At 64.0% G+C, this 24704-nt stretch carries 26 protein-coding genes and 1 tRNA gene; 17 read left to right on the plus strand and 10 right to left on the minus strand.

The genetic code is table 11. The features are described 5' to 3' along the window. Window positions 1-17 precede the first annotated feature (17 nt). Window positions 18-1871 carry a DUF885 domain-containing protein gene (locus VR863_RS08965; protein WP_324828122.1) on the plus strand — a complete coding sequence of 618 codons (1854 nt, stop codon included), beginning with the start codon at window positions 18-20 and terminating at the stop codon, window positions 1869-1871. 11 nt (window positions 1872-1882) lie between these two features. Here the strand turns inward: VR863_RS08965 and VR863_RS08970 are convergent, their stop codons facing one another. Further along, a complete protein-coding gene (locus VR863_RS08970; protein ID WP_324828123.1) occupies window positions 1883-2428 on the minus strand; it encodes a DUF937 domain-containing protein in 546 nt (181 codons plus the stop codon). Between the two features lie 131 nt (window positions 2429-2559). After that, window positions 2560-4149, minus strand: a complete 1590-nt coding sequence (locus tag VR863_RS08975; protein WP_324828124.1) for a phosphoenolpyruvate carboxykinase — start codon at window positions 4147-4149, stop codon at window positions 2560-2562. Window positions 4150-4332: 183 nt separating this feature from the next. Here VR863_RS08975 and VR863_RS08980 point away from each other — a divergent pair, with 183 nt between their 5' ends. The 7 genes from VR863_RS08980 (at window position 4333) to VR863_RS09010 (ending at window position 9599) form a co-directional block, all read left to right on the plus strand. Further along, window positions 4333-5088 (plus strand): response regulator transcription factor, encoded by a 756-nt coding sequence (locus VR863_RS08980; RefSeq protein ID WP_324828125.1) that lies wholly within the window; start codon window positions 4333-4335, stop codon window positions 5086-5088. Between the two features lie 23 nt (window positions 5089-5111). Continuing rightward, window positions 5112-6668: a stimulus-sensing domain-containing protein gene (locus VR863_RS08985; RefSeq protein WP_434785006.1), complete on the plus strand. Its 1557-nt coding sequence runs from the start codon at window positions 5112-5114 to the stop codon at window positions 6666-6668. After that, window positions 6665-7129 (plus strand): HPr kinase/phosphorylase, encoded by a 465-nt coding sequence (locus VR863_RS08990; RefSeq protein ID WP_324828128.1) that lies wholly within the window; start codon window positions 6665-6667, stop codon window positions 7127-7129. The genes VR863_RS08985 and VR863_RS08990 overlap by 4 nt, the downstream gene beginning before the upstream one ends. Continuing rightward, on the plus strand, window positions 7122-8024 hold the full coding sequence (gene rapZ / locus VR863_RS08995; RefSeq protein ID WP_324828129.1) for an RNase adapter RapZ: 903 nt from the start codon (window positions 7122-7124) through the stop codon (window positions 8022-8024). The genes VR863_RS08990 and rapZ overlap by 8 nt, the downstream gene beginning before the upstream one ends. Before the next feature lie 70 nt (window positions 8025-8094). Next, window positions 8095-8520: a PTS sugar transporter subunit IIA gene (locus VR863_RS09000; RefSeq protein WP_324828130.1), complete on the plus strand. Its 426-nt coding sequence runs from the start codon at window positions 8095-8097 to the stop codon at window positions 8518-8520. Then, a complete protein-coding gene (locus VR863_RS09005) occupies window positions 8517-8795 on the plus strand; it encodes an HPr family phosphocarrier protein (RefSeq protein ID WP_324828131.1) in 279 nt (92 codons plus the stop codon). Before VR863_RS09000 ends, VR863_RS09005 begins: the two co-directional genes overlap by 4 nt. Beyond that, window positions 8796-9599: a TrmH family RNA methyltransferase gene (locus VR863_RS09010; protein WP_324828132.1), complete on the plus strand. Its 804-nt coding sequence runs from the start codon at window positions 8796-8798 to the stop codon at window positions 9597-9599. A 12-nt stretch (window positions 9600-9611) separates the two neighbouring features. Here VR863_RS09010 and VR863_RS09015 read toward each other — a convergent pair whose 3' ends face one another. The 3 genes from VR863_RS09015 to VR863_RS09025 all read right to left on the minus strand — a co-directional run bounded on the left by VR863_RS09015 (window position 9612) and on the right by VR863_RS09025 (window position 13377). Continuing rightward, window positions 9612-10268: a VTT domain-containing protein gene (locus tag VR863_RS09015; protein ID WP_324828133.1), complete on the minus strand. Its 657-nt coding sequence runs from the start codon at window positions 10266-10268 to the stop codon at window positions 9612-9614. A gap of 95 nt (window positions 10269-10363) precedes the next feature. After that, the gene (locus VR863_RS09020; protein WP_324828134.1) at window positions 10364-11896 is read right to left on the minus strand and encodes a glycosyltransferase family 39 protein; all 1533 of its coding nucleotides are present in this window, start codon (window positions 11894-11896) and stop codon (window positions 10364-10366) included. An 89-nt stretch (window positions 11897-11985) separates the two neighbouring features. Next, complete coding sequence (locus VR863_RS09025) at window positions 11986-13377, minus strand: DNA recombination protein RmuC (protein WP_324828135.1); 1392 nt, start codon at window positions 13375-13377, stop codon at window positions 11986-11988. Between the two features lie 94 nt (window positions 13378-13471). Here VR863_RS09025 and VR863_RS09030 point away from each other — a divergent pair, with 94 nt between their 5' ends. Then, entirely contained in the window at window positions 13472-13870 is a 399-nt protein-coding gene (locus tag VR863_RS09030; RefSeq protein ID WP_324828136.1) for a four-helix bundle copper-binding protein, read from the plus strand. A gap of 77 nt (window positions 13871-13947) precedes the next feature. Here the strand turns inward: VR863_RS09030 and VR863_RS09035 are convergent, their stop codons facing one another. Next, entirely contained in the window at window positions 13948-14514 is a 567-nt protein-coding gene (locus VR863_RS09035; protein ID WP_324828137.1) for a peptide deformylase, read from the minus strand. A 63-nt stretch (window positions 14515-14577) separates the two neighbouring features. Continuing rightward, on the minus strand, window positions 14578-15174 hold the full coding sequence (gene recR, locus VR863_RS09040) for a recombination mediator RecR (RefSeq protein ID WP_324828138.1): 597 nt from the start codon (window positions 15172-15174) through the stop codon (window positions 14578-14580). Window positions 15175-15227: 53 nt separating this feature from the next. Between recR and fmt the strand changes: the two genes are divergently transcribed. The 3 genes from fmt to VR863_RS09055 all read left to right on the plus strand — a co-directional run bounded on the left by fmt (window position 15228) and on the right by VR863_RS09055 (window position 18061). After that, a complete protein-coding gene (gene fmt / locus VR863_RS09045; RefSeq protein WP_324828139.1) occupies window positions 15228-16136 on the plus strand; it encodes a methionyl-tRNA formyltransferase in 909 nt (302 codons plus the stop codon). Next, the gene (truA, locus tag VR863_RS09050) at window positions 16133-16882 is read left to right on the plus strand and encodes a tRNA pseudouridine(38-40) synthase TruA (protein ID WP_324828140.1); all 750 of its coding nucleotides are present in this window, start codon (window positions 16133-16135) and stop codon (window positions 16880-16882) included. The genes fmt and truA overlap by 4 nt, the downstream gene beginning before the upstream one ends. 66 nt (window positions 16883-16948) lie before the next feature. Then, window positions 16949-18061, plus strand: a complete 1113-nt coding sequence (locus VR863_RS09055) for a zinc-binding dehydrogenase (protein WP_324828141.1) — start codon at window positions 16949-16951, stop codon at window positions 18059-18061. Window positions 18062-18085: 24 nt separating this feature from the next. On the opposite strand, the gene VR863_RS09060 is transcribed toward VR863_RS09055, so the two are convergent. Beyond that, window positions 18086-19063: an asparaginase gene (locus tag VR863_RS09060; protein WP_324828142.1), complete on the minus strand. Its 978-nt coding sequence runs from the start codon at window positions 19061-19063 to the stop codon at window positions 18086-18088. 168 nt (window positions 19064-19231) lie between these two features. Between VR863_RS09060 and VR863_RS09065 the strand changes: the two genes are divergently transcribed. Then, window positions 19232-19307: transfer RNA gene (locus VR863_RS09065), tRNA-Val, on the plus strand. A gap of 5 nt (window positions 19308-19312) precedes the next feature. Here VR863_RS09065 and VR863_RS09070 read toward each other — a convergent pair. Further along, complete coding sequence (locus VR863_RS09070; RefSeq protein WP_324828143.1) at window positions 19313-20317, minus strand: phosphatase PAP2 family protein; 1005 nt, start codon at window positions 20315-20317, stop codon at window positions 19313-19315. 85 nt (window positions 20318-20402) lie between these two features. After that, window positions 20403-20957, minus strand: coding sequence for a TlpA family protein disulfide reductase (locus VR863_RS09075; RefSeq protein WP_324828144.1), 555 nt, complete (start codon window positions 20955-20957; stop codon window positions 20403-20405). Between the two features lie 16 nt (window positions 20958-20973). Between VR863_RS09075 and argH the strand changes: the two genes are divergently transcribed. From argH to VR863_RS09095, 4 genes are all read left to right on the plus strand, one after another. Then, complete coding sequence (argH, locus tag VR863_RS09080; RefSeq protein WP_324829251.1) at window positions 20974-22353, plus strand: argininosuccinate lyase; 1380 nt, start codon at window positions 20974-20976, stop codon at window positions 22351-22353. Beyond that, the gene (gene lptM, locus VR863_RS09085; protein WP_324828145.1) at window positions 22350-22586 is read left to right on the plus strand and encodes an LPS translocon maturation chaperone LptM; all 237 of its coding nucleotides are present in this window, start codon (window positions 22350-22352) and stop codon (window positions 22584-22586) included. Before argH ends, lptM begins: the two co-directional genes overlap by 4 nt. A 77-nt stretch (window positions 22587-22663) precedes the next feature. Next, window positions 22664-23926 carry a diaminopimelate decarboxylase gene (lysA, locus tag VR863_RS09090; RefSeq protein WP_324828146.1) on the plus strand — a complete coding sequence of 421 codons (1263 nt, stop codon included), beginning with the start codon at window positions 22664-22666 and terminating at the stop codon, window positions 23924-23926. A gap of 12 nt (window positions 23927-23938) precedes the next feature. Then, complete coding sequence (locus tag VR863_RS09095; protein WP_324828147.1) at window positions 23939-24703, plus strand: precorrin-2 dehydrogenase/sirohydrochlorin ferrochelatase family protein; 765 nt, start codon at window positions 23939-23941, stop codon at window positions 24701-24703. Window position 24704: the final 1 nt, after the last annotated feature.

Here is a 24704-nt window from a genome sequence, read left to right on the forward strand (position 1 = left end):
GTCGCACACCGCCCGCCATGAACCAGACCACTTTCGAAATCACCCGTCGCCAGGCCCTTACCGGGCTTGGCGCCACCACGGCCCTCACCCTTGGCGGTTGCGTTGCGATGCCGCGCCCGCAAGGGGTGGCGCAGGCGACGCAGATTGCCGCCAACCGCTTGCTCGAAGTGGTGGGCAACAACCTCCTTGCCCACGAACCGGAACGCGCCACCGGGCTGGGTGTGGATACCGGCCGCTTCGCGCAATTGCGCTACAAGCTGGAAGACCAGTCGCAAGCGGGGCAGGACGCTTACGCCTACACCTTGCGGCAGGATCTGGCGCGGGTGCGCGCCTTCCCCCGCGAAGGGCTTGATGCGGACACCATCACCAGTTTTGAGGTCGTCGAAAGCGCCTATTCCACTGCGCTAGCCGGGTTTGCCCTGCCTTACGGCGATGTCGCCGTGGGCAGTTGGCGCAACGCGCCCTATGCGGTGATCCAGAACGTCGGGTCCTACCTCGATTTTCCGCGCTTCATGGAATCGACCCAGCCGCTGGAAGATGGCGACGATGCCGATGCCTTCGTGGCGCGACTGGAGGCAATGCCTTCTGCCTTCGCGGGCGAGCGTGAACGTTGCGAAGCGGCGCGGGCGATGGGTTGCGTCCCGCCCGATTTCCTGATCGACAAGGCGATCGACCAGCTCAAGGCAACGTTGACGCGGGCCATGAAGGGCGAACTGTTCGCTGCGCCCTTGCGCGCCAAGCTGGCGGCAAAAGGAATGCCCGAAAGCCATGCCAACCGCGCGATGACGCTGGAAACCGGACCGATTGCCGAAGCGCTCGAAAACCAGCTCGCCGAACTGCTCAAGCAGCGTGCGGTCGCGGATAGCGATCCGGGCATGTGGAGCCAGCCCCGCGGGGACGAATATTACGCATGGTCCCTGCGCGCGGCGACCACCACGTCGCTCACCCCGGATGAAATCCACGAAATCGGTCTCGACGAACTCGACAGCCTTCACGCCCGCATGGATCCGATCCTGCGCGAAATCGGATACACGTCGGGTTCCGTGGGTGAACGGATGCAGGCGCTGAGCGACGACCCGCGATACCAGTTTTCCGAAGGCGATCGGGGTCGCGCCGAGATCATGGAATTCATCCAGAAACAGGTTGACTGGATCAAGGCGCAGATGCCCCGCGCGTTCAACACACTGGTTGATCCGAACATGGAAATTCGCCGCCTTCCTCCCGAAGAAGAGCCCGGCGCGCCGGGGGCCTATGGCGGGGCCGGCAGCAAGGACGGCAAGATACCGGGCCGGATGTGGATCAACCTGCGGTCCACCGACCTGCATCGCCGATACGATCTGCCCGATCTCACTTTCCACGAAACCATTCCCGGTCACGTCTGGGAAGGCGAATATTCCAACCGACTGCCGCTCATCCGCTCGATCCTCGCCTTCAGCGCCTTTTCCGAAGGGTGGGCGCTGTATGGCGAACAGATCGCCGATGAACTCGGCGCGTATGACGAATTCAAGGTTGGCCGCCTGGGGTATCTGCAAAGCCTGGCCTTCCGCGCCTGCCGACTGGTGGTGGACACCGGCCTGCACCACAAGCGCTGGAGCCGCGAACAGGGCCGCGCCTTCTTTGTCGAACGCAACGGATCGAAGCCGGACGAAGTGGCGTCTGAAGTCGACCGGTATTGCAGTTGGCCTGGCCAGGCGTGCGGATACAAGATCGGCCATTCCGAAATCGGCCGACAACGCGCCCGTGCACAAAGCGAACTCGGCGGCGCCTACGATTTCAAGGCGTTCAACGATGCTGTCATCCTTGGCGGCAATTCACCGCTGGACGTGATGGCAAAGAACGTGTCCCGCTACATCGCGCAGGCCAAGGGGTAGGCCCGCGCGCCCTACCGGCGCATCATGCCCGTGACGACCTGGCCGAGAATGCCGCCCAACGCGCCGCCGATTGCGCCGCCGCCCTGCGGCTGCGCGCCGCCGGACTTCTGGTTCATCACGTAACCGACCACGGCCATCGCGAGAATGGGGAGCATTTTCTTGAGCAGTTCGACCGGAATACCGGTGGACCCGGACACTTCTTCGGCAACACCGCGGCTGACATCCTTGCTCCCGAAAATCTCGCCGAGAATGTCGTTGCCCGGCTTGGTCGCGGTGGGTTCCTTGTTCAGAACTGCGTCGAGCAAGATACCGCCCAGACTGCCGCCCGCCGCGCCGCCAGTGCTGCCGCCACCCAGAGCCCTGCCCAGGATATCGCCCAACCCGCCAAGGTTGCCCGCAGAAGCCCCAGCCGCAGGAACCGCCTGGCGGCCCATCCCCGCTACCAGCGCCGGCAGCAACGCCTGCGCGCCGGAAAGGGCCGTGGCCTCATCCACGTTCAGTTCGCGCGCGATACTGGCAATCGTGCCGTTCTGCTGCAGGACCTGGGCAAGACTCATGCGGTTTTCTCCATTCGCTACAAAGGGGTACTATGCGCGGTCTGACCGGAAATAATAAGCCCCCGGTCCGCATTGCTGCGGCCGGGGGCCTCCTCTCCAACTGGTAGGCCCGCGTCGCGGGCACAAAACCGTCAGGCGGCGATAGGTGCCGCATCCCGCACGCCCTGGTCGACATGGGCGGCAAACGGTTCGAAGTTGTTGACGAACAGCTGCACCAGCTTCCGTGAGGTGCGATCGAATTCGTCCTTGTCGGCCCAGGTCGAACGCGGGTCGAGAATGCCGCTGTCGACGCCAGCCACGCTAACGGGCACTTCGAAGCCGAAATTGGGGTCCCGGCGGAACTCCGCGTCGTTGAGACTGCCGTCGAGTGCCGCATTCAGCAAGGCGCGCGTGGCCTTGATCGGCATACGGTTGCCGACACCGTATTTGCCGCCGGTCCAGCCGGTGTTGACCAGCCAGCAATGCACTTCGCCCTTGGCGATGCGTTCCTTGAGCAGATTGCCGTAAACAGACGGATGACGCGGCATGAAGGGCGCGCCGAAACAGGTCGAGAAGGTGGCTTCGGGTTCGGTAACCCCGATTTCGGTGCCCGCGACCTTGGCGGTGTAACCCGACAGGAAATGGTACATCGCCTGATCGGGCGTGAGCCGCGCGATCGGAGGGAGCACGCCGAACGCATCCGCAGTCAGCATGATCACGTTCGACGGGGGCGGGCCCATGTTTTCCGCCGAGGTGTTCGGGATGGACGACAGCGGATAGGCGCCGCGGGTGTTTTCAGCCAGGCTGTTGTCGTCGAGATCGATGATGCCGTCTTCGTCCATCACCACGTTTTCCAGCACGGTGCCTTCCATGCGGGTCGTGGCGTGGATTTCCGGTTCCGCTTCGGGGTTGAGGCGGATCATCTTGGCGTAACAGCCGCCTTCGAAATTGAAGACGGCGGTGTCGGACCAGCCATGTTCGTCATCGCCGATCAGCGTCCGGCTGGCGTCGGCCGAAAGGGTCGTCTTGCCAGTACCCGAAAGACCGAAGAACACCGCGCTCTTGCCGTCGGAACCGACGTTGGCCGAACAGTGCATCGGCATCACTCCCTTGGCCGGGAGCAGGTAATTGAGGATGCCGAAAACGCTCTTCTTCATTTCGCCGGCGTATTTCGTACCGCCGATGAGGATCAGCTTTTCCGACAGGTTTACCGCGATGACGGTTTCGCTGCGACACCCGTGCCGTGCCGGATCGGCGTGGAACGTGGGCAGGTCGATGATGGTGTATTCAGGGGCGTAATCGGCAAGCTCGGCCTCGGTCGGGCGAACGAGCAGGGTGCGGATGAACTGGTTGTGCCACGCGAGTTCGTTGATGACCCGCACATTGACGCGGTATTCCGGCTGCGAACCGCCGAACAGGTCGGCCACGAACAGGTCGGCCTTGTCCTTCAGCGCGTCGAGGAAATCGGCCTTGAGCGCGGCAAAATGTTCCGGCGTCATCGATGCGTTGTTGTCCCACCAGACCGTATCTTCGGTCTCGGCATCGCGCACGATGAACTTGTCCTTCGCGCTGCGGCCGGTGTGCTTGCCCGTTTCGACGACCAGCGGGCCGTGCTTTGCCTTGCGCCCTTCACCGCGGGCCAGCGCCGCTTCGGTCAGTTCGGCGGACGTCAGGTTCGGGTGGATCGAAGCGGACGTTTCGATACCTTGGGCGGACAGCGATCGGGAAAGCGGAAAAGTCACGAAATTTCTCCAGCGCGCGCGTGCGTTACTGATTTGGAATCGGCCCCGCATACGAATGCGTGGCTTTCGCAGTGGCGCATAATGCGCCGCTTTCGCTGCGTCAAATAGGCAGGGCGCGATTTAACCTATCAGCGGCACACGCTCGCGTTGTCTTGCCATGAGAAAAGCGATAGTCATCCGGTCATGACGAGCGATGCGATACAGGGCGCAAACCCTAACGATCCGGACCAACGTGTAATCGCGCTGGTCGATGACGATCGCAACATCCTGACGACCGTGTCGATCGCGTTGCAGGCGGAAGGATTCGCCACGCGCCTTTATTCGGATGGCGAAGCGGCGCTGGGTGCCTTGCTCAACAACCCGCCCGACCTTGCGATCTTCGACATCAAGATGCCCAAGATGGACGGGATGGAACTGCTGCGCCAACTGCGCCAGACATCGCCGCTGCCGGTCATCTTCCTGACCAGCAAGGATGACGAGGCGGACGAACAGGCGGGTCTGGAAATGGGCGCGGACGATTATATCGCCAAGCCGTTCAGCCTGCGTCTCCTGCTGGCCCGAATTCGTGCGATCCTGCGCCGCAGCGATGCCCGCCGCCCGCTGCCGGTGTCCGACATTGCCGAAGAGCAGCACGGCGAAGTCATCGACCGCGGGCAATTGTACATGGACCCGGCCCGCCACCACGTGACGTGGGGCGGCAAGCCGGTGTCGCTGACGGTCACCGAATTCCTCCTGCTCGAGGCGCTGGCGGCGCGTCCAGGCGTAATCAAGAGCCGCAACCAGCTGATGGACGCAGCCTATCCCGACGACGTGTTCGTCGACGACCGGACGGTCGACAGCCATATCAAGCGGATGCGCCGCAAGTTCCGCAGCGTCGACCGCGAATTCGGCGCCATCGAAACGCTGTACGGGGCTGGCTACAGCTTCGCCGACAGCTGACCGGCGGCTTCGTCGTGTCCGAAATCGGCAGCGTACTGAAGGGCGATCCGCGGCTTGAAAAGCTGCGGTGGTCGCGCCGGTTATCGCTCACCAGCCGCATACTCTTCGTCAACGTCCTGCCACTGGTGCTGCTGGGCGGCGGGGTGATTTATGTCGATGTCTATCGCAAGCAATTGCTGGACGAACGCTTCAAGCTGGCGCTGGTCGAGGCGCAGATCACGGCCGAGGCGCTGGCCGGCGCAACGCCGCAGCGCCAGGAAGCCCTGCTGATACAGATCGGCAAGGAACAGCGCCTGCGGCTGCGCGTGTACGGCCCCGACGGCAAGCTTGAATCGGACAGTTTTGCCCTTGCCCCGCCCAGTTTCGATCTGCCCGAGCCTGCGGAAGTCGATCAGGGCGACCTGTCGCTGCGTGTCGACCGCTGGTTCGACCGCATTGTCGGCGCGCCTTCCCTGCCCGATTACCGCGAACCGGAAACCGACGACGTGGCCGATTGGCCCGAGCTGACCCGTGCCCGCGAGGAAAGCCTCACGCAGATCGTGCTGCGCGATGCGCCCGACGGAACCCATGTCATCAACGCAGCCGCGCCCGTGGGGCTGGACGGGGACACCCTGTTGCTGACCCGCAATCCCGTCGACATTACCGAAAGCGTCCGCAACGCCCGATCGACCGTGCTGATGGTCGTGCTGCTGGCGTTGCTCGTGTCGACCCTCCTGTCGCTCTTCCTCGCGCGAACGATCGTGCGGCCCTTGCGCGAGCTGGTCCATGCCGCGGTGCGGGTGCGCCAGGGGCGCGATCGCCAGGTCGAAGTTCCACGCCTGCCCGATCGGCGCGATGAAATCGGGATGCTGGCGCGGGCGGTGTCCGACATGACTGGGGCGCTTCGCCAACGCATTGACGCGGTCGAAAGCTTTGCCGCCGATGTCGCGCATGAAATCAAGAACCCGCTGGCCAGCCTGCGGAGCGCCACCGAATCGCTGGCAAAGGTGCAGGACCCGCAATTGCGCGCCCAGTTGCTGGACATCGCCACCCACGACGTCCAGCGGATCGACCGGCTGGTTACCGAGATTTCCGACGCCAGCCGCATCGACGCCGAACTTTCGCGCGCGGAATTCGAACCAGTGGACCTGAAGGCGCTGCTCGCCAACATTTGCGCCAGCCGCGAAGAGCGCGAGGAGAACGACGGCCGCGTGCTTTCGGTCTCGTTCGAAGGCGCCCCATTGACCGTGATGGGCGTGCCCGTGCGGCTGGAGCGAGTGATCGAAAACCTGCTCGACAACGCCGTCTCGTTTTCGCCTGCCGATGGACGTATCGATGCAGCGCTTGTGCGCCAGGACAGCTGGATCACCCTGACCATTTGCGACGAAGGCCCCGGCATACCCGAGGAAAAACGCGAGAAAGTTTTCCAGCGCTTCCATTCCGACCGGCCCGAAGGCGAAGATTTCGGCAAGCATTCGGGACTTGGCCTGGCAATCGCGCGGACCATCGCAGAAGCGCACGACGGGACCCTGGTGGCGTCCTCGCGTGCTGACGGCCGGAACGGCGCCTGTCTTGTACTGGGCCTGCCTGCCAGCCGATGACGGGCGCGGTCCACGCAAATGTTACCGCCGTGGCGGTTGGCGGGCGGGCGCTGCTGATCACGGGCGCACCGGGCAGCGGCAAGTCAGCCCTGGCTCTTTCGCTGATAGATCGCGGCGCGACCCTGATCGGGGACGACGCGGTCACGCTCGACCGGCAAGCGGACTTTCTGATCGCCGGTCCACCACCGAACACCGCCGGAATGCTGGAAATCCGCAATGTCGGTATCGTGCAGATGTCTGTTACCAGCGCGCCAGTGGCACTGGTGCTGTCCCTCCACGCCGATGCGGCGCGCTATCCGCTCGAGGTGGGGACCACCCGGCTGGAAGGCGTGGATATTCCTATTCTGCCGTTTGCCGCTGGCGATGCGGCGCAGGCGCTTCGGGCGGAATATGCCCTGTCGCTCCACGGACTGCCCTTCCCCCGGGACGGCGAAGGGTCGACAAGGGATGCCGATGGCTGATGATTCGCCCCCACCTTCGCCGCAGCGTATCCTGCTGGTCACCGGCCTTTCCGGCGCGGGCAAGTCTACTGCGTTGCAGGTCCTCGAAGACCTTGGCTGGGAGGCGATCGACAACTTCCCGGTGCGCCTGCTCGGCGGCCTGGTCAACGGTGACGGGAGCGCAGCCCCGCTCGCCATCGGGTTCGATTCGCGAACGCGCGGTTTCATCCCGGGCGAAATCATCGAATTGTGCAAACAGCTCGACAAGCGCCCCGACGTCGAGCTGGCGACGCTGTTTCTCGATTGCGCCAGCAGCGAGATAGAACGCCGCTACAACGAAACCCGCCGGCCGCACCCGATGGCCCGCGGGCGCCCGGTTCATGACGGGATCAAGGCCGAACGCGAATTGCTCGAACCGATGCGCCGCTGGGCCGAGATTGTCATCGAGACGAGCAGCTATTCGTCCAACCAGCTGCAACAGGTGGTGCGCGAACGGTTTGGGGAAAGCGCCCAGCGCGAAATGACGATTACCATTTCCAGCTTCGGCTTTGCCCGCGGGATGCCCCCGCTGGCGGACCTGATGTTCGACATGCGATTTCTCGACAACCCGCACTGGGTGGACGAACTGCGCGAACAGACCGGGCTGGACGAAGCCGTGGGCGCGCACATCGCCGCCGATCCGGCCTTTGCGCCTGCGTTCGAACGTATTTCAGACCTGCTGCTGGAACTCCTCCCCAGCTACGCCGCGCAAGGCCGCAGCTATCTGAACATCGCTTTCGGGTGTACCGGTGGGAGACACCGTTCGGTTTACAGTGCGGAACGCGCCGGTCAGGCCTTGCGTGAGGCGGGGTTTTCGCCCACGGTAATCCACCGCAATTTGGGTAGCCGGCCTGCAGATCCGCTCGAACGCCGTTGATTCCCGCACCACATAGTGGTTGAGAACCCGGCATGAATCGCACCAAGGTCGTAATCGGATAAAGTCGCGCATGATTGGCATGATCCTCGTTACCCACGGTAGGCTGGCCGAACATTTCATCGATGCGATGGAACACGTGGTTGGTAAGCAGGAAGACGTGGCGACCATCTGCATCGGCCCGAACGATGACATGGAACAGCGCCGCCAGGATATCGCCGACGCGATCGCGGCGGTCGATACCGGGGACGGCGCCATCATCCTGACCGACCTGTTCGGCGGCACACCTTCCAATCTCGCCATCTCGTTGCTCGACGCGGGCAGGATCGAAGTGATCGCGGGGATCAACCTGCCGATGCTGATCCGTCTGGCGGGCGCGCGCAAATCCATGGGCGTGGTAGAAGCTGTGCACGCAGCGCAGACCGCGGGCCGCAACTACATCACCGTGGCCAGTGAATTCCTCGGCCAGGACCTCGACAGCGCGCGGAAAGCGTCTTGAGCGAGTTGCGGCGTACCCTCACCGTGGTCAACCAGCGTGGCCTGCACGCACGGGCCAGCGCGAAATTCGTCAACGCGGTTGCCGAACTGCCCGATGGCTGCGCCGTGCGCGTGTCCAAGGACGGGAACGAGGCGGCAGGCGGCTCGATCCTCGGCCTGATGATGCTCGGCGCCGCAAAAGGTGACACGATCGAACTGATCGTTTCCGGTAGTGGCGGCGAAGACGCGATGGTCACCCTCGCCGCCATGATCGAGGATGGCTTCGGGGAACCGTAAATGCCCGAACGTCGCCGGATTACCGGTTTTTCCAATCCCACCGTCAAGGCGCTGAGGGCGCTGCGCGAAAAGAAGCATCGCAAGCGCGAAAAGCGGTTCCTCGCCGAAGGCCTCCGCCTGCTCACCGATGCGCGCGAATGCGGGCGCATCCCCGAGGTTCTGGTCCTGGCAGAAGGGCGCGACCCGCACCCCTTGCTCGCGGCGTTGGAAGACGCGGTGGACGCAGCCGGCGGCGAAATCATCGAGACCTCGCCCGACATCCTTTCCAAGATCACCGGCAAGGACAATCCGCAGGCGGTTGCCGGCGTCTTTGCCGAATTCGATACCTCGCTCGGTCATCTCGACCGCTCGGGGGCCAGCATCTGGCTGGTCGCGCAGGCGCTGCGCGATCCGGGCAATCTAGGCACCATGCTCCGCACCGGCGATGCGCTTGGCGCGGGAGGATTGATCCTGATCGATGATTGCGCCGACCCTTTCAGCGTCGAAGCGGTGCGCGCCAGCATGGGGGCAATCTTCACGCAGCAGATTGCCCAGGCAGACTGGCCGGAATTCCGCGAATGGCTGCGCGCGGGCAGCGGCCAGCTGGTCGCCGCGAGCCTGCGGGACGCGCATCCTTATCGCGGTGCCGCCTACGCTGCGCCATGCTTCATCATGGTGGGCAACGAAAGCCGCGGCATACCAGAAGACTACGAAATGGCGTGCGACCTGCGCGTCACCATGCCGATGAAGGGGCGCGCGGACAGCCTGAACGCGGCCGTCGCCGCCGCGGTGCTGGGGTACGAGGTCCTCGCAAACCTCGATTGACGGCCGGTCAGCCTAGGGTTTGCCGGTTCGCATCAGGAGGACGGCCATTCCATATCCGATCGCCCCGAGCAACGGCACACCGACCCCCGCGATCAGTGCAATATTCCCCGTGTCGAGCGCACCGAAATATTGCCCGATACCGGTATATCCGATCGACAGGATGGTGTTCGCGCCACCAACCGCCAGTACGAAACGGCGAAACGGATAGCGGGCGATCCCTGCCGCAACCAGCAACACTTCGCCGAGAACCGGCACCGGACGCGTCGCGAAAAGCAGCCACGCTGAAACCCCATCGGCACGCTGTTCGGCGATTTCCAGATCGTCTTTGCCCACAGCGCGCCGGGCCAGCGGCCTGCCCGCAAAACGCCCGAGCGCATAGGACACGCAGCTCGCCGCCATCAGGCCCAACCACGTGGCGGCGAAAGCCAGCGGCCAGCTCAGCGCAGCAGCCGCCAAAGCGCCGACGAGGCCGTGGGGAATGGCCATCACGCCATCGAGCAGCAGGACGGCAATCGTCGCGAAAAATGCACCCGCGGGTGACATGGTGCCGAAATCGCGAACGGTATCCACAATGCTTCCGGCAAAAGGATAGAAGACGGCCACCGGCAGCACGATCATCAGCGCTGCCACCGCGAATACCCGCAGCCATCGTTTCGTCTTTTGCGACATCAAGGCCCCTCCCGATTGCTCAGTTGCACCCTTGCTACGCAGGCGTCTTGCGGTTGTCATGCGCTCCGACCGGCTCGCCCCCTTTGCAGGCAGTGTTACCTGCGTGCCCGATCGGTCCCACAGCGACTGTAGACGGTGTGCGCTTGCGGCCCGAAGTGGTCCCGCATCGTGAAGCGGCGAACCTTTCCGCATGTCTGCACATAGGATCGGACCATATCGTCGGCGGCCACATTGACCGGCGTGGTCAACGGGCTCTGGATCACCACCGCATCGGGCCGATTTGCCAGTATCTTGCGTGTCTCGTCGACTTCATCGCGCCCGCTCGCCCCTGCTTCCAGCATGTGAAAAAGGTGCGGCGGGAAAGCCAGCACACTTGGCGGGCGGGAGCCTGTCAATTCATAGAGATAGCTCGGCGAACCCCACACAAGGAGGCGGCGGTTCGGCAATTCTGTAGCCAGATAGCTGACCAGCCGGGCGGATTCCGCACGGGATTGCGTGCGCGATGCCGAATCGACCTGGTCGCTGTTCCAGACCGCCAGCGCGGCAAATCCCAAGGCGACCATGGTGACCGCGCGCGATCGGCGGACGATGGGGGCCATCGCGATGCACAGGGGCGGCAAGGCGGGCAGGATATAGTGGACATAGAATGCCGGAAAGACGAGCACGGCAAAGACGGCGGCAACCACCCAGCCCAGAACGAACCCGGCCTTCGCGTCGAATTCGCCGCGCATCCAGAGCAACGCCATGCTCCCTGATGCAAGGGTCAGCGGCAGCCAGATAAGGGTGAGGAAGAGCTTGGTCCGCTGGAGCCGTTCGAGGTCGGAAAAATACGTGCGCTCGAAGTTCGACAGGACAAGGGCCTGCCACAGGTCGGCGAAGTGGCCAGTCAGCAAGTACCACGCCGCCGTGGCAAGCATCGGCCCAGCCCCCATCAGCGCCAGCATCGCCGCATTCAGGAACACGCGCGGGCTCGGCCCGTGGCTTCGCAGCATGACAGTCAGCGCAAAAAGACCGAAGTAGACGCCTTCAAAAACGGCCGACATCTTGAAGGCTATGGCCAGTCCAGCGGCCCCGAACCCCGCCAGCACCCGCCGGTCGATTTCGCCGCGGGACAGCAGGTCGATCCTGGTGATGACAGCCCAGGCGCAAACAAGCATCAGCGGATTGTAAAACACCGGTGTCTGCCCATTGGCGCCGCCATGAACGACCATCATTGCCGCAAGTACGAGGCCGGCGGCCAAACCGCTGCGTGCATCGGCGATACGCGCGGCAATCTGCGCGGTGCCAAAGGCCGTCAGGGCGGCGCAGAGGGTGGCGGCAATCTGGAAGGGGACGACCGAACTCCCGAACACGGCGAGCGCCGAGTAAGTGAGGAACAGGGCAGGCCCCTTGCGATCGAAGATGTCGGTGTAAAGCGTATCGCCAGCCAACAGCCTGTGGCCGACAAGGGCATACCACTGGTCATCGACCTCGAAGTTCCAGTCCCCGAAGTTGGCAATCCGCAGCGCAAGGCTGAATAGCAGCAAGGTGGCGAACACCAACCGCCGGTCCGCCGCGACAACGCCAATCGGATCCGCCAGTCGCGGAAAAAACCTGTCAGTCCGATAGCCAGCCGCAGCGTCGCCCAAATCCCACCCCCATGTGATCCGGCCCTGCGTAGCGCGGCAAATCCGTTCGCGCTACCGCACCCGTGCGTGCGCCCCCGTGTGCAGCGCGATTACCCGGCGACGTCGGAGCTGTCCGCGATCTTCGTGACATCGTCGGACGTGTATCGCGGCGTTGCTTCGACCAGCGGCACGTCGTCAATCTCGCGCTTGCCGATCTCGATGCCCTTTTCAGCCAGGCGACGGCCTGAACTCAGGACGTTGCGTTCGAAACTGCCGACGAATTTGTTGTAATTGTTGACCGCCGTTTCCAGCCCGCCGCCCACGCGTTTCATGTGTTCGGCAGCGACGGCGAGGCGATCGTACAATTCTGCGCCAGCCTTGCCGATTTCGACCGCTTCCTGCGCGATCGTGTCCTGCCGCCAGACCTGCGCCACCGTGCGCGCAATCGCGACAAGGTTGGTCGGCGTCGCTAGCAGCACCTTGTTGCGGAAGGCGAAATCCCACAATTCGGGATCGTGTTCGAGAGCGGCGGCGACGAAATGTTCGCCCGGGACGAACATCACGACGTAATCGGGCGCATCGTCGAACTGGCTCTGATAGCTTTTCGAACCCAGCGTCTGGACGTGGTTGCGCATGGATTTTGCGTGGAGGTCCAGATGCCGCAGGCGTTCCTCGCCGTCGTCCGCCTCGAACGCTGCCTGATAGGCGTTGAGCGAAACCTTGGAATCGATCACCAGCTTCTTCTGGCCGGGTACGTTCACGATGGCATCGGGCCGCAGCCGCCCTTCGTCCGTTTCCACCGAATGTTCGAGGATGAAATCGGTGTGTTCGGACAGGCCGCATTGTTCGAGCACGTTCTGCAGCGCCCGTTCACCCCAGCGCCCGCGAGCCTTCGGCGCGTTAGTCAGCGAATGGCCGAGCCGCTGCGCTTCGCGCCGGACCTCCTCCTGGCCGCGCTGCATTTCGGTGATCTGCTGGTAGAGGCGGCCGAACGCATCGGTGCGCTTTTCTTCCAGCGCGGCGACCTGCTCTTCGTATTTCTTGAGCCGTTCACCCACCGGCGAGAGCAGCGCGCGCAGCTTCTCCTCGCTCGCCTTTTCGGAATGGCCGAAGCGTTCGCTGGCGCTGGCGAGGAATTTTTCCTGCGCCGCACCGAGCACTTTTGCGCCCGTATTCTCGAATTCCTTGAGCAGGTTGGCGCGGCTTTCCTCGAGCAGGCGTTTCTGCTCTTCAAATCCGGCGCGTTCCGCCTTGAGGGCGGCCAGTTCTTCCCGCGCGGTGTCCAGCGCATGGGCCAGCGCATCGGCCCGCCCGGCGCGTTCGGACATGGTCGCGAGTTCGGGGGTCATGCGCGCGACATCGTCGGCGTATTTCTTAGCGTCGCCATCGCGTTCCGCATGGCGGGCCTTCCAGTCCGCGACCGGGCGCGAACCGGCGAACCAGCCGATTGCAAGTCCGATAATCAGGGCAGCGACGACGACAATCAGGGAGGATGTATCCATTTCAGGAACATAGCTGGAACACCTTGCCTGCGAAAGGGGGCTTCGGAACAATCCCCAGCCTCGGCCGCTCCTTACCCACAAGGAGAATTTTTCAATGTCGATCAAAGAGATGATTTCCGAACACCCGCAGGTCGGTCCCGATTACAACGAGCAGCTGGCCGAAGCGGTCAAGCACGCCATGTATTGCGCCGCTATCTGCAATTCATGCGTCGATGCCTGCAACGCGGAGCCGATGGACATGTCGGAATGCATCCGCAAATGTTCGGACTGCGCCGATATCTGCCAGGCGGTCAGCACCGTTGCCGCGCGCCGCACGGCAGGCAACACGGTGGTGATCAAATCGCTGCTCGAAGCCTGCATCATCGCGTGCAAGGTGTGCGCGGAAGAATGCGCGAAGCATGACAACGCCCATTGCCGCCGGTGCGAGAAGATGTGCCGCGAATGCATGGAAGATTGCGTCAAGGCGCTCAAAGGGATGGTCGAGGCCGCCTGATCGCGTTCTTCGCCGCCGAATACAAAAAGGCCCCACCGTGATGGCGGGGCCTTTTTCGTTTCAGCCCGGCTTTGGGCTTAGGCGTATTCACGCATCTTCTTGAGCTTTTTCAGCGCCATGTTGCGCTTGAGCCGACTGAGGTGGTCGATGAACAGGATGCCTTCGAGATGGTCCATCTCGTGCTGGATGCAGGTGGCCATCATGCCCTCCATCTGTTCCTCGTGCGTTTCGCCTTCGAGGTCCTGATAGCGCACGCGGCAACTGGCCGGGCGATCGACATCGGCAAAGATTTCCGGGACCGACAGGCAGCCTTCCTGATAGGTCGCAAGTTCTTCTGCCGGATCGAGGATCACGGGGTTCACGAAGACCCGCGGTTCCTTTTTCAGCGGATAATGGTGATGGTGGTGCCCGTCATGATCGCACGCTTCGGGTTCGGCGTCGGTGTCTTCGGGCTGAAGGTCGATTACCAGAAGGCGCTTGGGCACGCCGACCTGGATCGCGGCAAGGCCGATGCCGGGTGCGGCATACATGGTTTCAAACATGTCGGAGACGAGCGTCTTCAACGCGTCATCGAATTCGGTGACGGGTTCGGATACGACCTTGAGCCGGGGATCCGGCACTTCGAGGATTTCACGGATAGCCATGGGGCGCCAGATAGTCGCGCGCTTGGCGTTTTTCAATCAGATTAGACGCGGCCGCCCGATCGGTTACCCAACCGGCCTGCGCGCACGCAACGCCTGTGCCAGCGTGCCTTCATCAAGGTAGTCGAGTTCGCCGCCCACCGGAAGGCCATGGGCCAGCTGGGTAATTCGCACCGGGAATGCCTCAAGCCGTTCGGCAAGGTAATGCGCGGTCGTCTGCCCTTCGAGCGTCGCGTTCATCGCAAGAACGACCTCGTCGATCCCGCCTTCCGAAACGCGCGACAGAAGAGCGGCGATGTTGAGGTCTTCGGGTCTCACGCCATCCAGCGCGGACAGTTTCCCGCCCAGGACATGGTACCGCCCCGTGAACAGCTTTGCCCGGTCGAGCGCCCACAGGTCAGCCACGTCCTCCACCACACAGAGCGATTTGGAATCGCGGCGTGGGTCGGCGCAGATCGCGCACGGATTGCGGGTGTCGACATTGCCGCAGGTTTCACATTCCACCAGCGCCTCACCCACTGTCGCCAGCGCTTCGAGCAGGGCAGGCAACGCGGATTCGCGGCGCTTTACCAGCCACAGCACGGCCCGCCGCGCCGAACGCGGGCCCAGGCCGGGGAGGCGCGCCAGCGCCGATGCCAGGGTTTCGATCTCTTGCGATGCCATGGGGTGACAGATAGGGGCCTTGCCGGAACAGAGAAAGGCCAAGAACCCACGCCATGCGCATAATCTTCATGGGAACGCCCGAATTTGCGGTGCCAACGCTGCAGGCGCTGGTCGATGCGGCGCATGAGGTGGTATGCGTCTATACCCAGCCGCCCCGGCCGGGAGGGCGGCGCGGCCGCGAACTGACACCGACGCCGGTGCACCAGCGGGCCGCCGACCTTGGCATGGAAGTGCGGCACCCGAAGTCGCTGAAATCGGCGGAGGAGCAGGAAGCGTTCGCCGCGCTCGATGCCGATATCGCGGTGGTTGCGGCCTATGGCCTGATCCTGCCGCAAGCAATCCTGGATGCGCCGAAGCACGGCTGCCTCAACGTCCACGCCTCGATCCTGCCGCACTGGCGCGGGGCGGCGCCGATCCACCGCGCGGTGATGGCGGGCGATGCGGTAACGGGGGTCACGATCATGCAGATGGAAGCCGGTCTCGACACCGGGCCGATGATCGCCTTCGCGCGCACGCCGATCGAGGACAAGACCACTGGCGAGCTGACCGAGGAACTGGCCGAAATCGGGGCGCAGCTGATGGTGGGAACGCTGATCGATCTCGAAATGCTGCACCCGCTCGAGCAGGACGACGCGGAGGCGACCTATGCCGCCAAGATCGACAAGGCCGAGGCGCGGATCGACTGGTCCAGACCGGCCGACGAGATCGAACGGCTCGTACGCGGACTGTCCCCCTTCCCCGGCGCCTGGTTCGAACTGGAGGGGCAGCGCGTGAAGCTGCTGCGCGCCGAGCGGGTCGATGGCTCGGGGCAACCGGGCCAACTTCTCGACGAACGCCTGACCATCGCCTGCGGCAAGGACGCAATCCGGCCTGTCCGGCTCCAGCGAGCAGGCAAGCCAGCCATGGACCTCGACACGTTCCTGCGCGGCAACAAGGCCGATAAGGGCACGATGCTGACGTGACCCGCTTTGCGCTCACTCTCGAGTTCGACGGGACGCCGTTCTTCGGCCTCCAGCGCCAGAAGGACGGGCCGAGCGTGCAGCAGGCGGTCGAAGACGCCGCCTTTCGCGTGACGGGCGAAGAAGCCCGGCTGCACAGCGCGGGCCGGACCGATACGGGCGTCCATGCGCTCGCCATGCGGAGCCATATGGATATCGAAAAGGACATTGCGCCTTTCCGCCTGATGGAGGCGCTGAACGCGCACCTGCGGCCCGATCCCGTCGCGGTGACCCATTGCGAAGTGGTGCCGGACGATTGGCACGCACGCTATTCCTGCACCGGTCGCAGCTATGTCTATCGCATCGTCAACCGGCGCGCGCCGTTGACACTGGACATCAACCGCGCCTGGCAGATCGGCACGCCGCTGGATCACGAGGCGATGAACCGCGCGGCGCAGGCGCTGGTCGGCCTGCACGACTTCACCACCTTCCGCTCGGCCCATTGCCAATCGGAAAGTCCGGTGAAGACGCTGGACCGGCTGGACATTATCCGCGAGGGCGAGGAGGTGCGCATCCATGCCGCGGCGCGCAGCTTCCTTCATCACCAGGTCCGCAGCATGGTCGGCTGCCTGGCGCTGGTGGGTATGGGCCGGTGGCGCGAAGAGCAGGTGGCCGAGGCGCTTGCGGCGCGCGATCGGCAGGCACTTGGCCTCAACGCCCCGCCGCACGGTCTGTATTTCGTCGAAGCGGTTTACGTCACGTCACCCTAGCCAAGCGGCAACGCGCGGCCTAGCGATGTCCTTACAAGGACGGGACAGGATTCAGGGAGAACCGACATGCCCACTACTGGCAAACAGCTATTCACCACTCTCACAGCCGACGGAACGCTGACCGTCGAGATCGCGGAAAGCAGCTTTCCCAATCCGACCGGCAACCAAGTCCTCGTCAAGATGGAAGCGGCGCCGATCAACCCTTCGGACCTGGCGATCCTGACCGGTGCAGCGGATTTCGAGAACGCCGAATATTCGCCGGGCAAGGTTGTGGCCAAGATGCCCGAACCGTTCAATTCGGGTCAGAAGGCCCGCCACGGACAGCGTCTGCCCGCAGGTAACGAAGGCGCCGGCACAGTCGTCGCCACCGGGGACAGCGACATGGCCAAGGCCCTGATGGGCCAGCGTGTCGCCTGCGTTCCGGGTTCGGCCTACAGCCAGTACGCCATTGCCGATGCGGCCATGTGCCTGCCGCTGGGCGATCACAGCGCCGAAGCCGGGGCCAGCAGCTTCGTCAATCCGATGACCGCGCTGGGCTTTGTCGAAAACGCGCGGATGGATGGCCAGAAGGCGATCCTCCACACGGTGGGCGCATCGAACCTTGGCCTGATGCTCAACCGCATCTGCCTCGAAGATGGGATGGGTCTGGTCAACATCGTTCGCAAGGACGAACAGGCCGAAATGCTGAAATCGCAAGGGGCCACCCATGTGGTGAACTCGTCCGACGACGATTTCCTCGAACAGCTCAAGGCGGCGATCGACGAAACCAACGCGTTCTACGGCTTCGATCCGATCGGCGGCGGCAAGATGGTCGACACCTGCTTCAAGGCCATGGAACAGGTCGCCGTGTCGAAGATGACCGAATATTCGCGCTACGGTTCGAACCAGCAGAAGCGCATGTTCATTTATGGCCGTCTCGATTTCGGGCCAACCACATTGACGCCGTCCTATGGCTTTGGCTGGACGCTTTCGGGTTGGCTGCTCACGCCGTTCCTCCAGACTGCGGGAATGGAAACGGTGATGCGGATGCGAAAGCGCGTACTCGACAATCTCACCACCACATTCGCCAGCAATTACAAGACCAAGGTCGATCTGGAAGGGATGCTCACGAAGGAAGCGATCCTCGATTATCGCCTGATGAAGACCGGCGAGAAGTATCTGGTCCTGCCCAACGGCTGATCACGGCAGCGCGTTCGGCGGGTTTCAGCGCCCGTCGAACGCGCGCTGAATCGTAGCGGGGTCGGTGATCCCGCCCGCCAGCAGCAATTGCAGCAATATCCGCGCCTTTTGCGGATTGAGCGCGCGTCCGGCCACGAAACCGTTTGCGTCGTCCTCAGGCTCACGATCGACCAGTCCTTCGTCGGCCCGGCTGGCGCGAACCACCGGCAAACCGCGCCGGTTCCGGCGCACCAGTTCCTGCCGTACGGTTTCGGGCATGTTGCCTTCCCCCAGTCCGGCCACCACAACTCCGCGTGTCGCAGCGCCAACCTGCCGCGTCACCGTATCACCCGTCAGTCCGGCGTGGGAGTAAACGATCACGACCTCGGGCAGATCGTCGCACCACGCAAAGGCCGCATGAGCATCGGTACGCCAGGGCGCACCGAACCATTCCAGGGACGCCGGGGTAACCAGCGCAACCGATTCGCGCGGGAAGCCGCGAAACGCATCGGTTCCTCGCGTCCGCACCTTGCGCACGTCGCGCGCACCGAACACGCGGTCCCCCATGACGACCAGAACGCCGCGGCCCGACGCCTGCGGATCGCCCGCCACGCGCACCGCGTTGGCGAAATTGCGCAGCCCGTCATACCCGACCGCGTCTGCGGGGCGCATCGCGCCCACGACCACCACCGGCTTGTCTGCAGGGAGCGTCAGGTCGAGCAGGAAGGCGGTTTCCTCCAGCGTGTCCGTGCCGTGGGTAACGATGATCCCATCGCATTCGGCATCGTCCATCGCGGCAAGAATGGCGTCGTGCAGCGCATTCCAGGTGCCCTGCCCCATGTCCGCGGAATCGATGTTGGCGATCTGCTTGCCCGAAAGTTCCGCCTCGAGGCCGAGGCCACCGACCCGGTCGAGATAATCGTCGATCCCGATTTCGCCCGCGCGATAATCTTTCGCGATGGCTGAACCGGCTATGCCGGCGATGGTGCCTCCGGTGGCAAGAACGGTGATCCGTGTGCTCATGGGTCCAGCGCCTAGCCGCCCCGCGCGCGGATCGGCAATTGATTTTCCGGCATTTGCGACCGGACAGCGGCCCCAAAGGCGCACTTTGCCCTGTTTGCAGCATCTTCTGGAAGACGACGTGTTGACCTGCGCGCAAACCGCGCTAAATCCGCGCATCTCCACACAGTGGGGCGCTTAGCTCAGTTGGTAGAGCATCTCGTTTACACCGAGAGGGTCGGCGGTTCGAGCCCGTCAGCGCCCACCAGTGGATCAGGCGACAGCGCCTGCGGCCTGTTCGGCATCCCGGTCGAAGCTTTCCAGCCAGCGGCAATACCGGCCCACAGCCCACCAGATCAGGACCATACCCGCTGCGGAGACCAGTCCGTCTGTTGCGTAATGCCACCCCAGGTGGATCGATCCGATGTAGATCGCGGCGACATACGCCCAGCCCAGATACTGCCACCGTGGCCAGTATTTGCGAAGGCACAGCCAGATCAGGACGGCGATGCCGACATGGAGCGATGGCATCGCCGAAATGCCCCCGCCGATCGCCATCTGGCCCTGCACGCTGAGGAGGTATTCCATGGCATCGAGGGCCACCAGCGAGCCGTACCCGTCAAGCCGCGTCATCAGCGTCGCGAACCGGTCCGAGCCGTAGAAATCATCGACAAAGCACGGTCCTACCGACGCGAATGTAACGGCCAGCCCCGCCCCCATCAGCAGCCAGGCCAGTTGCATGCTCAGGCCGACGCGAATTCTGAAATCCGGATTCCGGCTGAGGGCCAAAAGAACGGTCAAGGCAACCTGGACGAACAGCCACCCGGCGTAAATCATGTCGATCCCGCGGGTCGCCCAATCGCCGAAAACGGCATGAGTCAGCTCCCACGCATCGTTACCCGCCAGCAGCGTGTGGTCCAGATCGATCAGGAACGGATCGGCATAGAACGGCTGCATCGCGGGAATCGACTGCTTCATTCGCGTCACCGAATCGAAAAGCAGCGGCAGGGCGACCAGCATGACGAAGAACCCCACGAACCAGTCCACGTTCGAGCGCACGTCTTCGCGCAGCTGCAGGAATGGTTTGGGGTGGCGCGTAAACACCAGATGCAGGGGGCGCGCCACGAACCCCAGGAAGGCAAGCGATACAGCGAAAATGACGAACGGCGGCGCGGACAGGGCCACCGGTCCCGCGTTGAGAACCGCAAGCGATACGGAAACCGCCGTTACCAGCAGCATCGAGAGGTATCCCGCTAAGGTCGAACGACGAATGGGCATGGGGACGAATATGTCCCCCATCGCGCCGCGCGGCGCAAGCCATCGCGCCCGACTGTCAGATTGCGGGACGGAACACCGCCTGCGGTCAGGAAACCGCCTCGTCGATGGCCGAGCGCGCCTCTTCGCTCGACCAGTCGAAATCGCCGGTCACGCGCCACACTTCCTGGCCCATCGCGTCATACAACACCGTCATCGGCAATTGGGCACCGCCAAGGGTGAAACCCAGCTCTGCTTCCTCGTCCATCCACGGTTCGAGATAGGCATAGCCGCCCTTTGCGAAGAATGGCGTGACGACTGCGGCGCCGCGCGCGTCCTGGCTGACGGTGATGACATGGACCATCTCGTCGTAATCGGCCGAAAGGCTGTCGAGCAGCGGCATTTCCTTCACGCAGGGCGCGCACCACGTGGCCCACAGGTTAAGCAGGACAGGCGTGCCCTGCAGAGCGCCGAGGTTGAGCGTGCGCCCATCCGGATCGCGAACATTTGCCGCCGGCATCAGGTCGCCCGCATGGCTCCGGTCGATTTCCCCGGTTGGCGCGGGCGTAGCGGTGGTTTCTTGCGCCTTTTCCGGCTCCCCCCTATCGCATGCCGCAAGCGACAGACCGAGGATGACAGCAAGCGTGAGTGACAAGCGGGACAATACAGGCTCCAACAGCATGTGGGGTGGACGGTTCGCCGAAGGGCCTAGCGCGATCATGCGCGAAATCAACGCCTCGATCCCGTTCGACAAGGCGTTGTGGCGGCAGGATATCGACGCGTCGAAAGCGCATGTGGCCATGCTGGGCGCGCAGGGCGTGGTCAGCCCACAGGACGCCGCGACCATTGCCGAAGGTCTGGACCGCGTGGCCGCGGAATACGCGCAGGATGGCGTTCCCGAGGACTGGGACCTCGAAGACATCCACATGACCACCGAAAGCCGGTTGGCCGAACTGATCGGGCCCGTTGCCGGGCGGTTGCACACCGCCCGCAGCCGCAACGACCAGGTGGCCACCGACTTCCGGTTGTGGGTGCGCGATGCGATCGACCAGGTCGATGCCGGCCTAGAAAACCTGCAGCGCGCGCTGGTCAGCCGTGCAGGCGAACACGCCGCCAGCATCATGCCCGGTTTCACCCACCTCCAGACCGCGCAGCCGGTCACGCTCGGCCATCATCTCATGGCCTATTACGAAATGATCCGGCGCGATCGCAGCCGATTTGCCGATGCCCGCACGCGAATGAACGAAAGCCCGTTGGGCAGCGCCGCCCTCGCCGGAACGGGTTTCCCGATCGACCGCGATGCGACCGCGCAGGCGCTGGGTTTCGACCGGCCGACCGCCAACAGCCTGGACGCCGTTTCGGATCGCGATTTCGCGCTCGATTACCTGATGGCGGCAAGCGCTTGCGCGCTGCATCTCAGCCGCTTGGCGGAAGAATTCATCATCTGGGCCAGCCAGCCGTTCGGCTTTGTCCGGCTGCCCGACAGCCTGTCGACCGGCAGCAGCATCATGCCCCAGAAGAAGAACCCCGACGCCGCCGAACTGGTGCGCGGCCACGCAGGCCGCGTGATCGGCTGCGCCACATCGTTGATGATTACGATGAAGGGCCTCCCGCTTGCCTATTCCAAGGACATGCAGGACGACAAGCCGCCGGTTTTCGAAGCGGACGGCTTGCTGGCGCTGAGCGTCGCGGCGATGACGGGAATGGTGGCGGACAGCGCGTTCAACACCGCGCGGATGCGCCAGGCCGCCGAATTGGGTTACGCAACCGCGACCGATCTTGCCGATTGGCTGGTCCGCGAAGCCGACATCCCGTTCCGCGAAGCGCACCACATTACCGGTGCGGCGGTCAAGCGGGCGGAAGCCGATGGCGTGGCGCTGGACCAGTTGCCGCTGGAGGTGCTGCGCAGTTTCGATGCGCGGATCGACGATCGCGTTTACAAGGCGCTGTCGGTGGATGCATCGGTCGCCTCGCGCGCATCCTATGGCGGGACCGCGCCGAAGCAGGTAGAAGCCCGCGTGGGGCAAGCGCGCAAGGATTTGGGAATGGACGCATCATGAAGAAGATCCTGATAGCCGCCAGCGCGCTTGCAATTGCATCTTGCGGCCAGAAGGCCGACCTGAAGCCGCCGCAGGGCAGCGCGTTGCCGCCAGCCCCTTATGGTTCCGAAGTCCAGCCAAGCGCCGCCGAATTGCTGGCGCTCGATCCGCAGGCCGCACCCGACCGCAGCGTGGAACTGCGTACCCGTTCGGAAGAGCGCGAAGACGATCCCTTCGACCTGCCCCCGGAATAGGCGCTGCCGCGCAATCTTCTGGCCCCGCAAGCAAGCCTTGCTGGACCCGTTCGCACGGTTGCGGCAGGGCGAACCGCATGGACCATTTCCAGCTTCGTGACGGCGTCATGCACGCCGAAGACGTCCCGCTTCCGCGCATTGCAGAGGAGGTGGGAACCCCCGTCTACGTCTATTCGCGCGCAACACTGACCCGGCACGCCCGCGTCTTTCGCGATGCCTTGTCGGGTCTGGACGATCCGCACATCGCTTTCGCGGTCAAGGCGAACCCCAACCTTGCCGTTCTGAAAGTGCTGGCGAACGAAGGTTACGGTGCCGACGTTGTTTCGGGCGGCGAGCTGACGCGGGCGCTGGCGGCGGGGATGAAGCCGGAAGACATCGTCTTTTCCGGCGTGGGCAAGACTCATGCGGAACTTCTTCAAGGCCTCGAAGCCGGCATTGGGCAATTCAACGTCGAAAGCGAGGAAGAGGGTTACGAACTGGCGGCCACCGCACGCCGCCACGGCACCACCGCGGCGTGTGCGCTGCGGGTCAATCCCGATGTCGACGCGCGCACGCATGAAAAAATTTCCACCGGCAAGCGCGAAAACAAGTTCGGTGTTCCGTTGGACCGAGCAACCGAAATCTACGCCGCCCTGGCGGACGAAGACGGGCTGGAAATGCGCGGCGTGGCGATCCATATCGGCAGCCAGTTGGCCGATCTCGAGCCGCTGGAAACGGCATTCGCCAAAGTTGGCGTTCTGATCGCCGATCTGCGCGCAGCAGGGTGCACGGTAACGCACGCCGATCTGGGCGGCGGGCTTGGCGTTCCTTACAAGGCGGGCGAAGTGTTGCCTTCGCCCGCGGAATACGGCGCGATGGTGGTGCGGGCGACCGCCGGATGGAACGTGCGCCTGATGTTCGAACCTGGCCGGGTAATCGCCGGGAACGCCGGCGTGCTGCTGACCCGTGTGATCCGGTCGAAACGCAGTGGCAACGGCCCGCCCTTCGTCATTGTCGATGCCGCCATGAACGATCTGGCCCGTCCTGCCATGTACGGCGCGTGGCACGATTTCGATGCGGTGGAACCGACCGGCGAACGGATGACGGCGCACATCGTCGGCCCGATCTGCGAAACCGGCGACACCTTCGCGATGGACCGCGAATGCGATGCGTTGGGTGCGGGCGATCTTGCCGTCTTCCGCACGGCGGGCGCTTATGGGGCGACGATGGCGTCGTCCTACAATTCACGCGGTTTCGTGGCCGAAGTCCTGGTGGACGGCGATCGCTACGCCGTGGTGGCGGACCGCATAGCGGCAAGCGCGATCATGGATGCCGAGCGGGTGCCGGACTGGCTGACCTGATGCGCCCGCCCAATGCATAGTCTGCCGCTGTTTCACCGGATCGCGGGCACTCGCGTGGCCGTGGTGGGCGACGGCGCGATGGCGGATGCCAAGGCGCGGCTGGTGATCCGGGCGGGCGGTATCCCGTGCCCCGAAACCGAAGCGCACCATGCAAGGATCGGGTTCGTGGCGCTGGAAGACCCGCGCGCAGCCGCCGCCGCCGCCCTTCGCCTGAAGCGGCTGGGTCTGTTGGTCAACGTGGCGGACCGGCCCGAACTGTGCGATTTCACACTGCCCAGCGTTCTCGACCGGGACCCCGTCCTGGTGGCGGTGAGCACGGGAGGGGCGAGCGCGGGACTTGCAAAGCACCTTCGCCTCCGGCTCGAAGCGTTGTTGCCCCAATCGCTCGGCGCGCTGGCGGCGGCGTTGTCCAGCGCTCGCGATGCCATGCGCGTGCGTTTCCCGGACGGAACCGAACGCCGGCGGGCAGTGGACGAGGCTTTGGGCGAAGGCGGCATCCTCGATCCGTTTAGCGGGCAAGCTGCCCACAACGTGTCCGGTTGGCTGGCAGGTAACCGCGTGGTTGCCGATGCCGGAACGATCGAATTCACGCTTCAGAGCGACGATCCGGAAGATCTTACTCTTCGTCAGGCCCGCGCCCTGGGCAAGGCCGACACTGTGCTGCACGAACCCGGCATACCGGAAGCGATACTGGTGCGTGCGCGCGCCGACGCGGCACGATGCGCGCTGCCGTGTGATGTGCCAGACGAAGGGTTTACCGTTATCTTGCGGCGTTGAC

It is taken from the genome of Qipengyuania zhejiangensis (genome assembly GCF_035607565.1).
Taxonomy (GTDB): domain Bacteria; phylum Pseudomonadota; class Alphaproteobacteria; order Sphingomonadales; family Sphingomonadaceae; genus Qipengyuania; species Qipengyuania zhejiangensis.

Coding starts and splice junctions, on each gene's coding strand:
- rapZ (WP_324828129.1), top strand. CDS start 7,122: ATGGCTGATGATTCGCCCCCACCTTCGCCGCAGCGTATCCTGCTGGTC.
- VR863_RS09035 (WP_324828137.1), bottom strand. CDS start 14,514: ATGGCTATCCGTGAAATCCTCGAAGTGCCGGATCCCCGGCTCAAGGTC.
- VR863_RS08980 (WP_324828125.1), top strand. CDS start 4,333: ATGACGAGCGATGCGATACAGGGCGCAAACCCTAACGATCCGGACCAA.
- VR863_RS09095 (WP_324828147.1), top strand. CDS start 23,939: ATGCATAGTCTGCCGCTGTTTCACCGGATCGCGGGCACTCGCGTGGCC.
- VR863_RS09025 (WP_324828135.1), bottom strand. CDS start 13,377: ATGGATACATCCTCCCTGATTGTCGTCGTCGCTGCCCTGATTATCGGA.
- VR863_RS09030 (WP_324828136.1), top strand. CDS start 13,472: ATGTCGATCAAAGAGATGATTTCCGAACACCCGCAGGTCGGTCCCGAT.
- lptM (WP_324828145.1), top strand. CDS start 22,350: ATGAAGAAGATCCTGATAGCCGCCAGCGCGCTTGCAATTGCATCTTGC.
- VR863_RS09070 (WP_324828143.1), bottom strand. CDS start 20,317: ATGCCCATTCGTCGTTCGACCTTAGCGGGATACCTCTCGATGCTGCTG.
- VR863_RS09055 (WP_324828141.1), top strand. CDS start 16,949: ATGCCCACTACTGGCAAACAGCTATTCACCACTCTCACAGCCGACGGA.
- VR863_RS09010 (WP_324828132.1), top strand. CDS start 8,796: ATGCCCGAACGTCGCCGGATTACCGGTTTTTCCAATCCCACCGTCAAG.
- VR863_RS09000 (WP_324828130.1), top strand. CDS start 8,095: ATGATTGGCATGATCCTCGTTACCCACGGTAGGCTGGCCGAACATTTC.
- recR (WP_324828138.1), bottom strand. CDS start 15,174: ATGGCATCGCAAGAGATCGAAACCCTGGCATCGGCGCTGGCGCGCCTC.
- VR863_RS08970 (WP_324828123.1), bottom strand. CDS start 2,428: ATGAGTCTTGCCCAGGTCCTGCAGCAGAACGGCACGATTGCCAGTATC.
- argH (WP_324829251.1), top strand. CDS start 20,974: ATGTGGGGTGGACGGTTCGCCGAAGGGCCTAGCGCGATCATGCGCGAA.
- fmt (WP_324828139.1), top strand. CDS start 15,228: ATGCGCATAATCTTCATGGGAACGCCCGAATTTGCGGTGCCAACGCTG.
- VR863_RS08965 (WP_324828122.1), top strand. CDS start 18: ATGAACCAGACCACTTTCGAAATCACCCGTCGCCAGGCCCTTACCGGG.
- VR863_RS08990 (WP_324828128.1), top strand. CDS start 6,665: ATGACGGGCGCGGTCCACGCAAATGTTACCGCCGTGGCGGTTGGCGGG.
- lysA (WP_324828146.1), top strand. CDS start 22,664: ATGGACCATTTCCAGCTTCGTGACGGCGTCATGCACGCCGAAGACGTC.
- VR863_RS09060 (WP_324828142.1), bottom strand. CDS start 19,063: ATGAGCACACGGATCACCGTTCTTGCCACCGGAGGCACCATCGCCGGC.
- VR863_RS09015 (WP_324828133.1), bottom strand. CDS start 10,268: ATGTCGCAAAAGACGAAACGATGGCTGCGGGTATTCGCGGTGGCAGCG.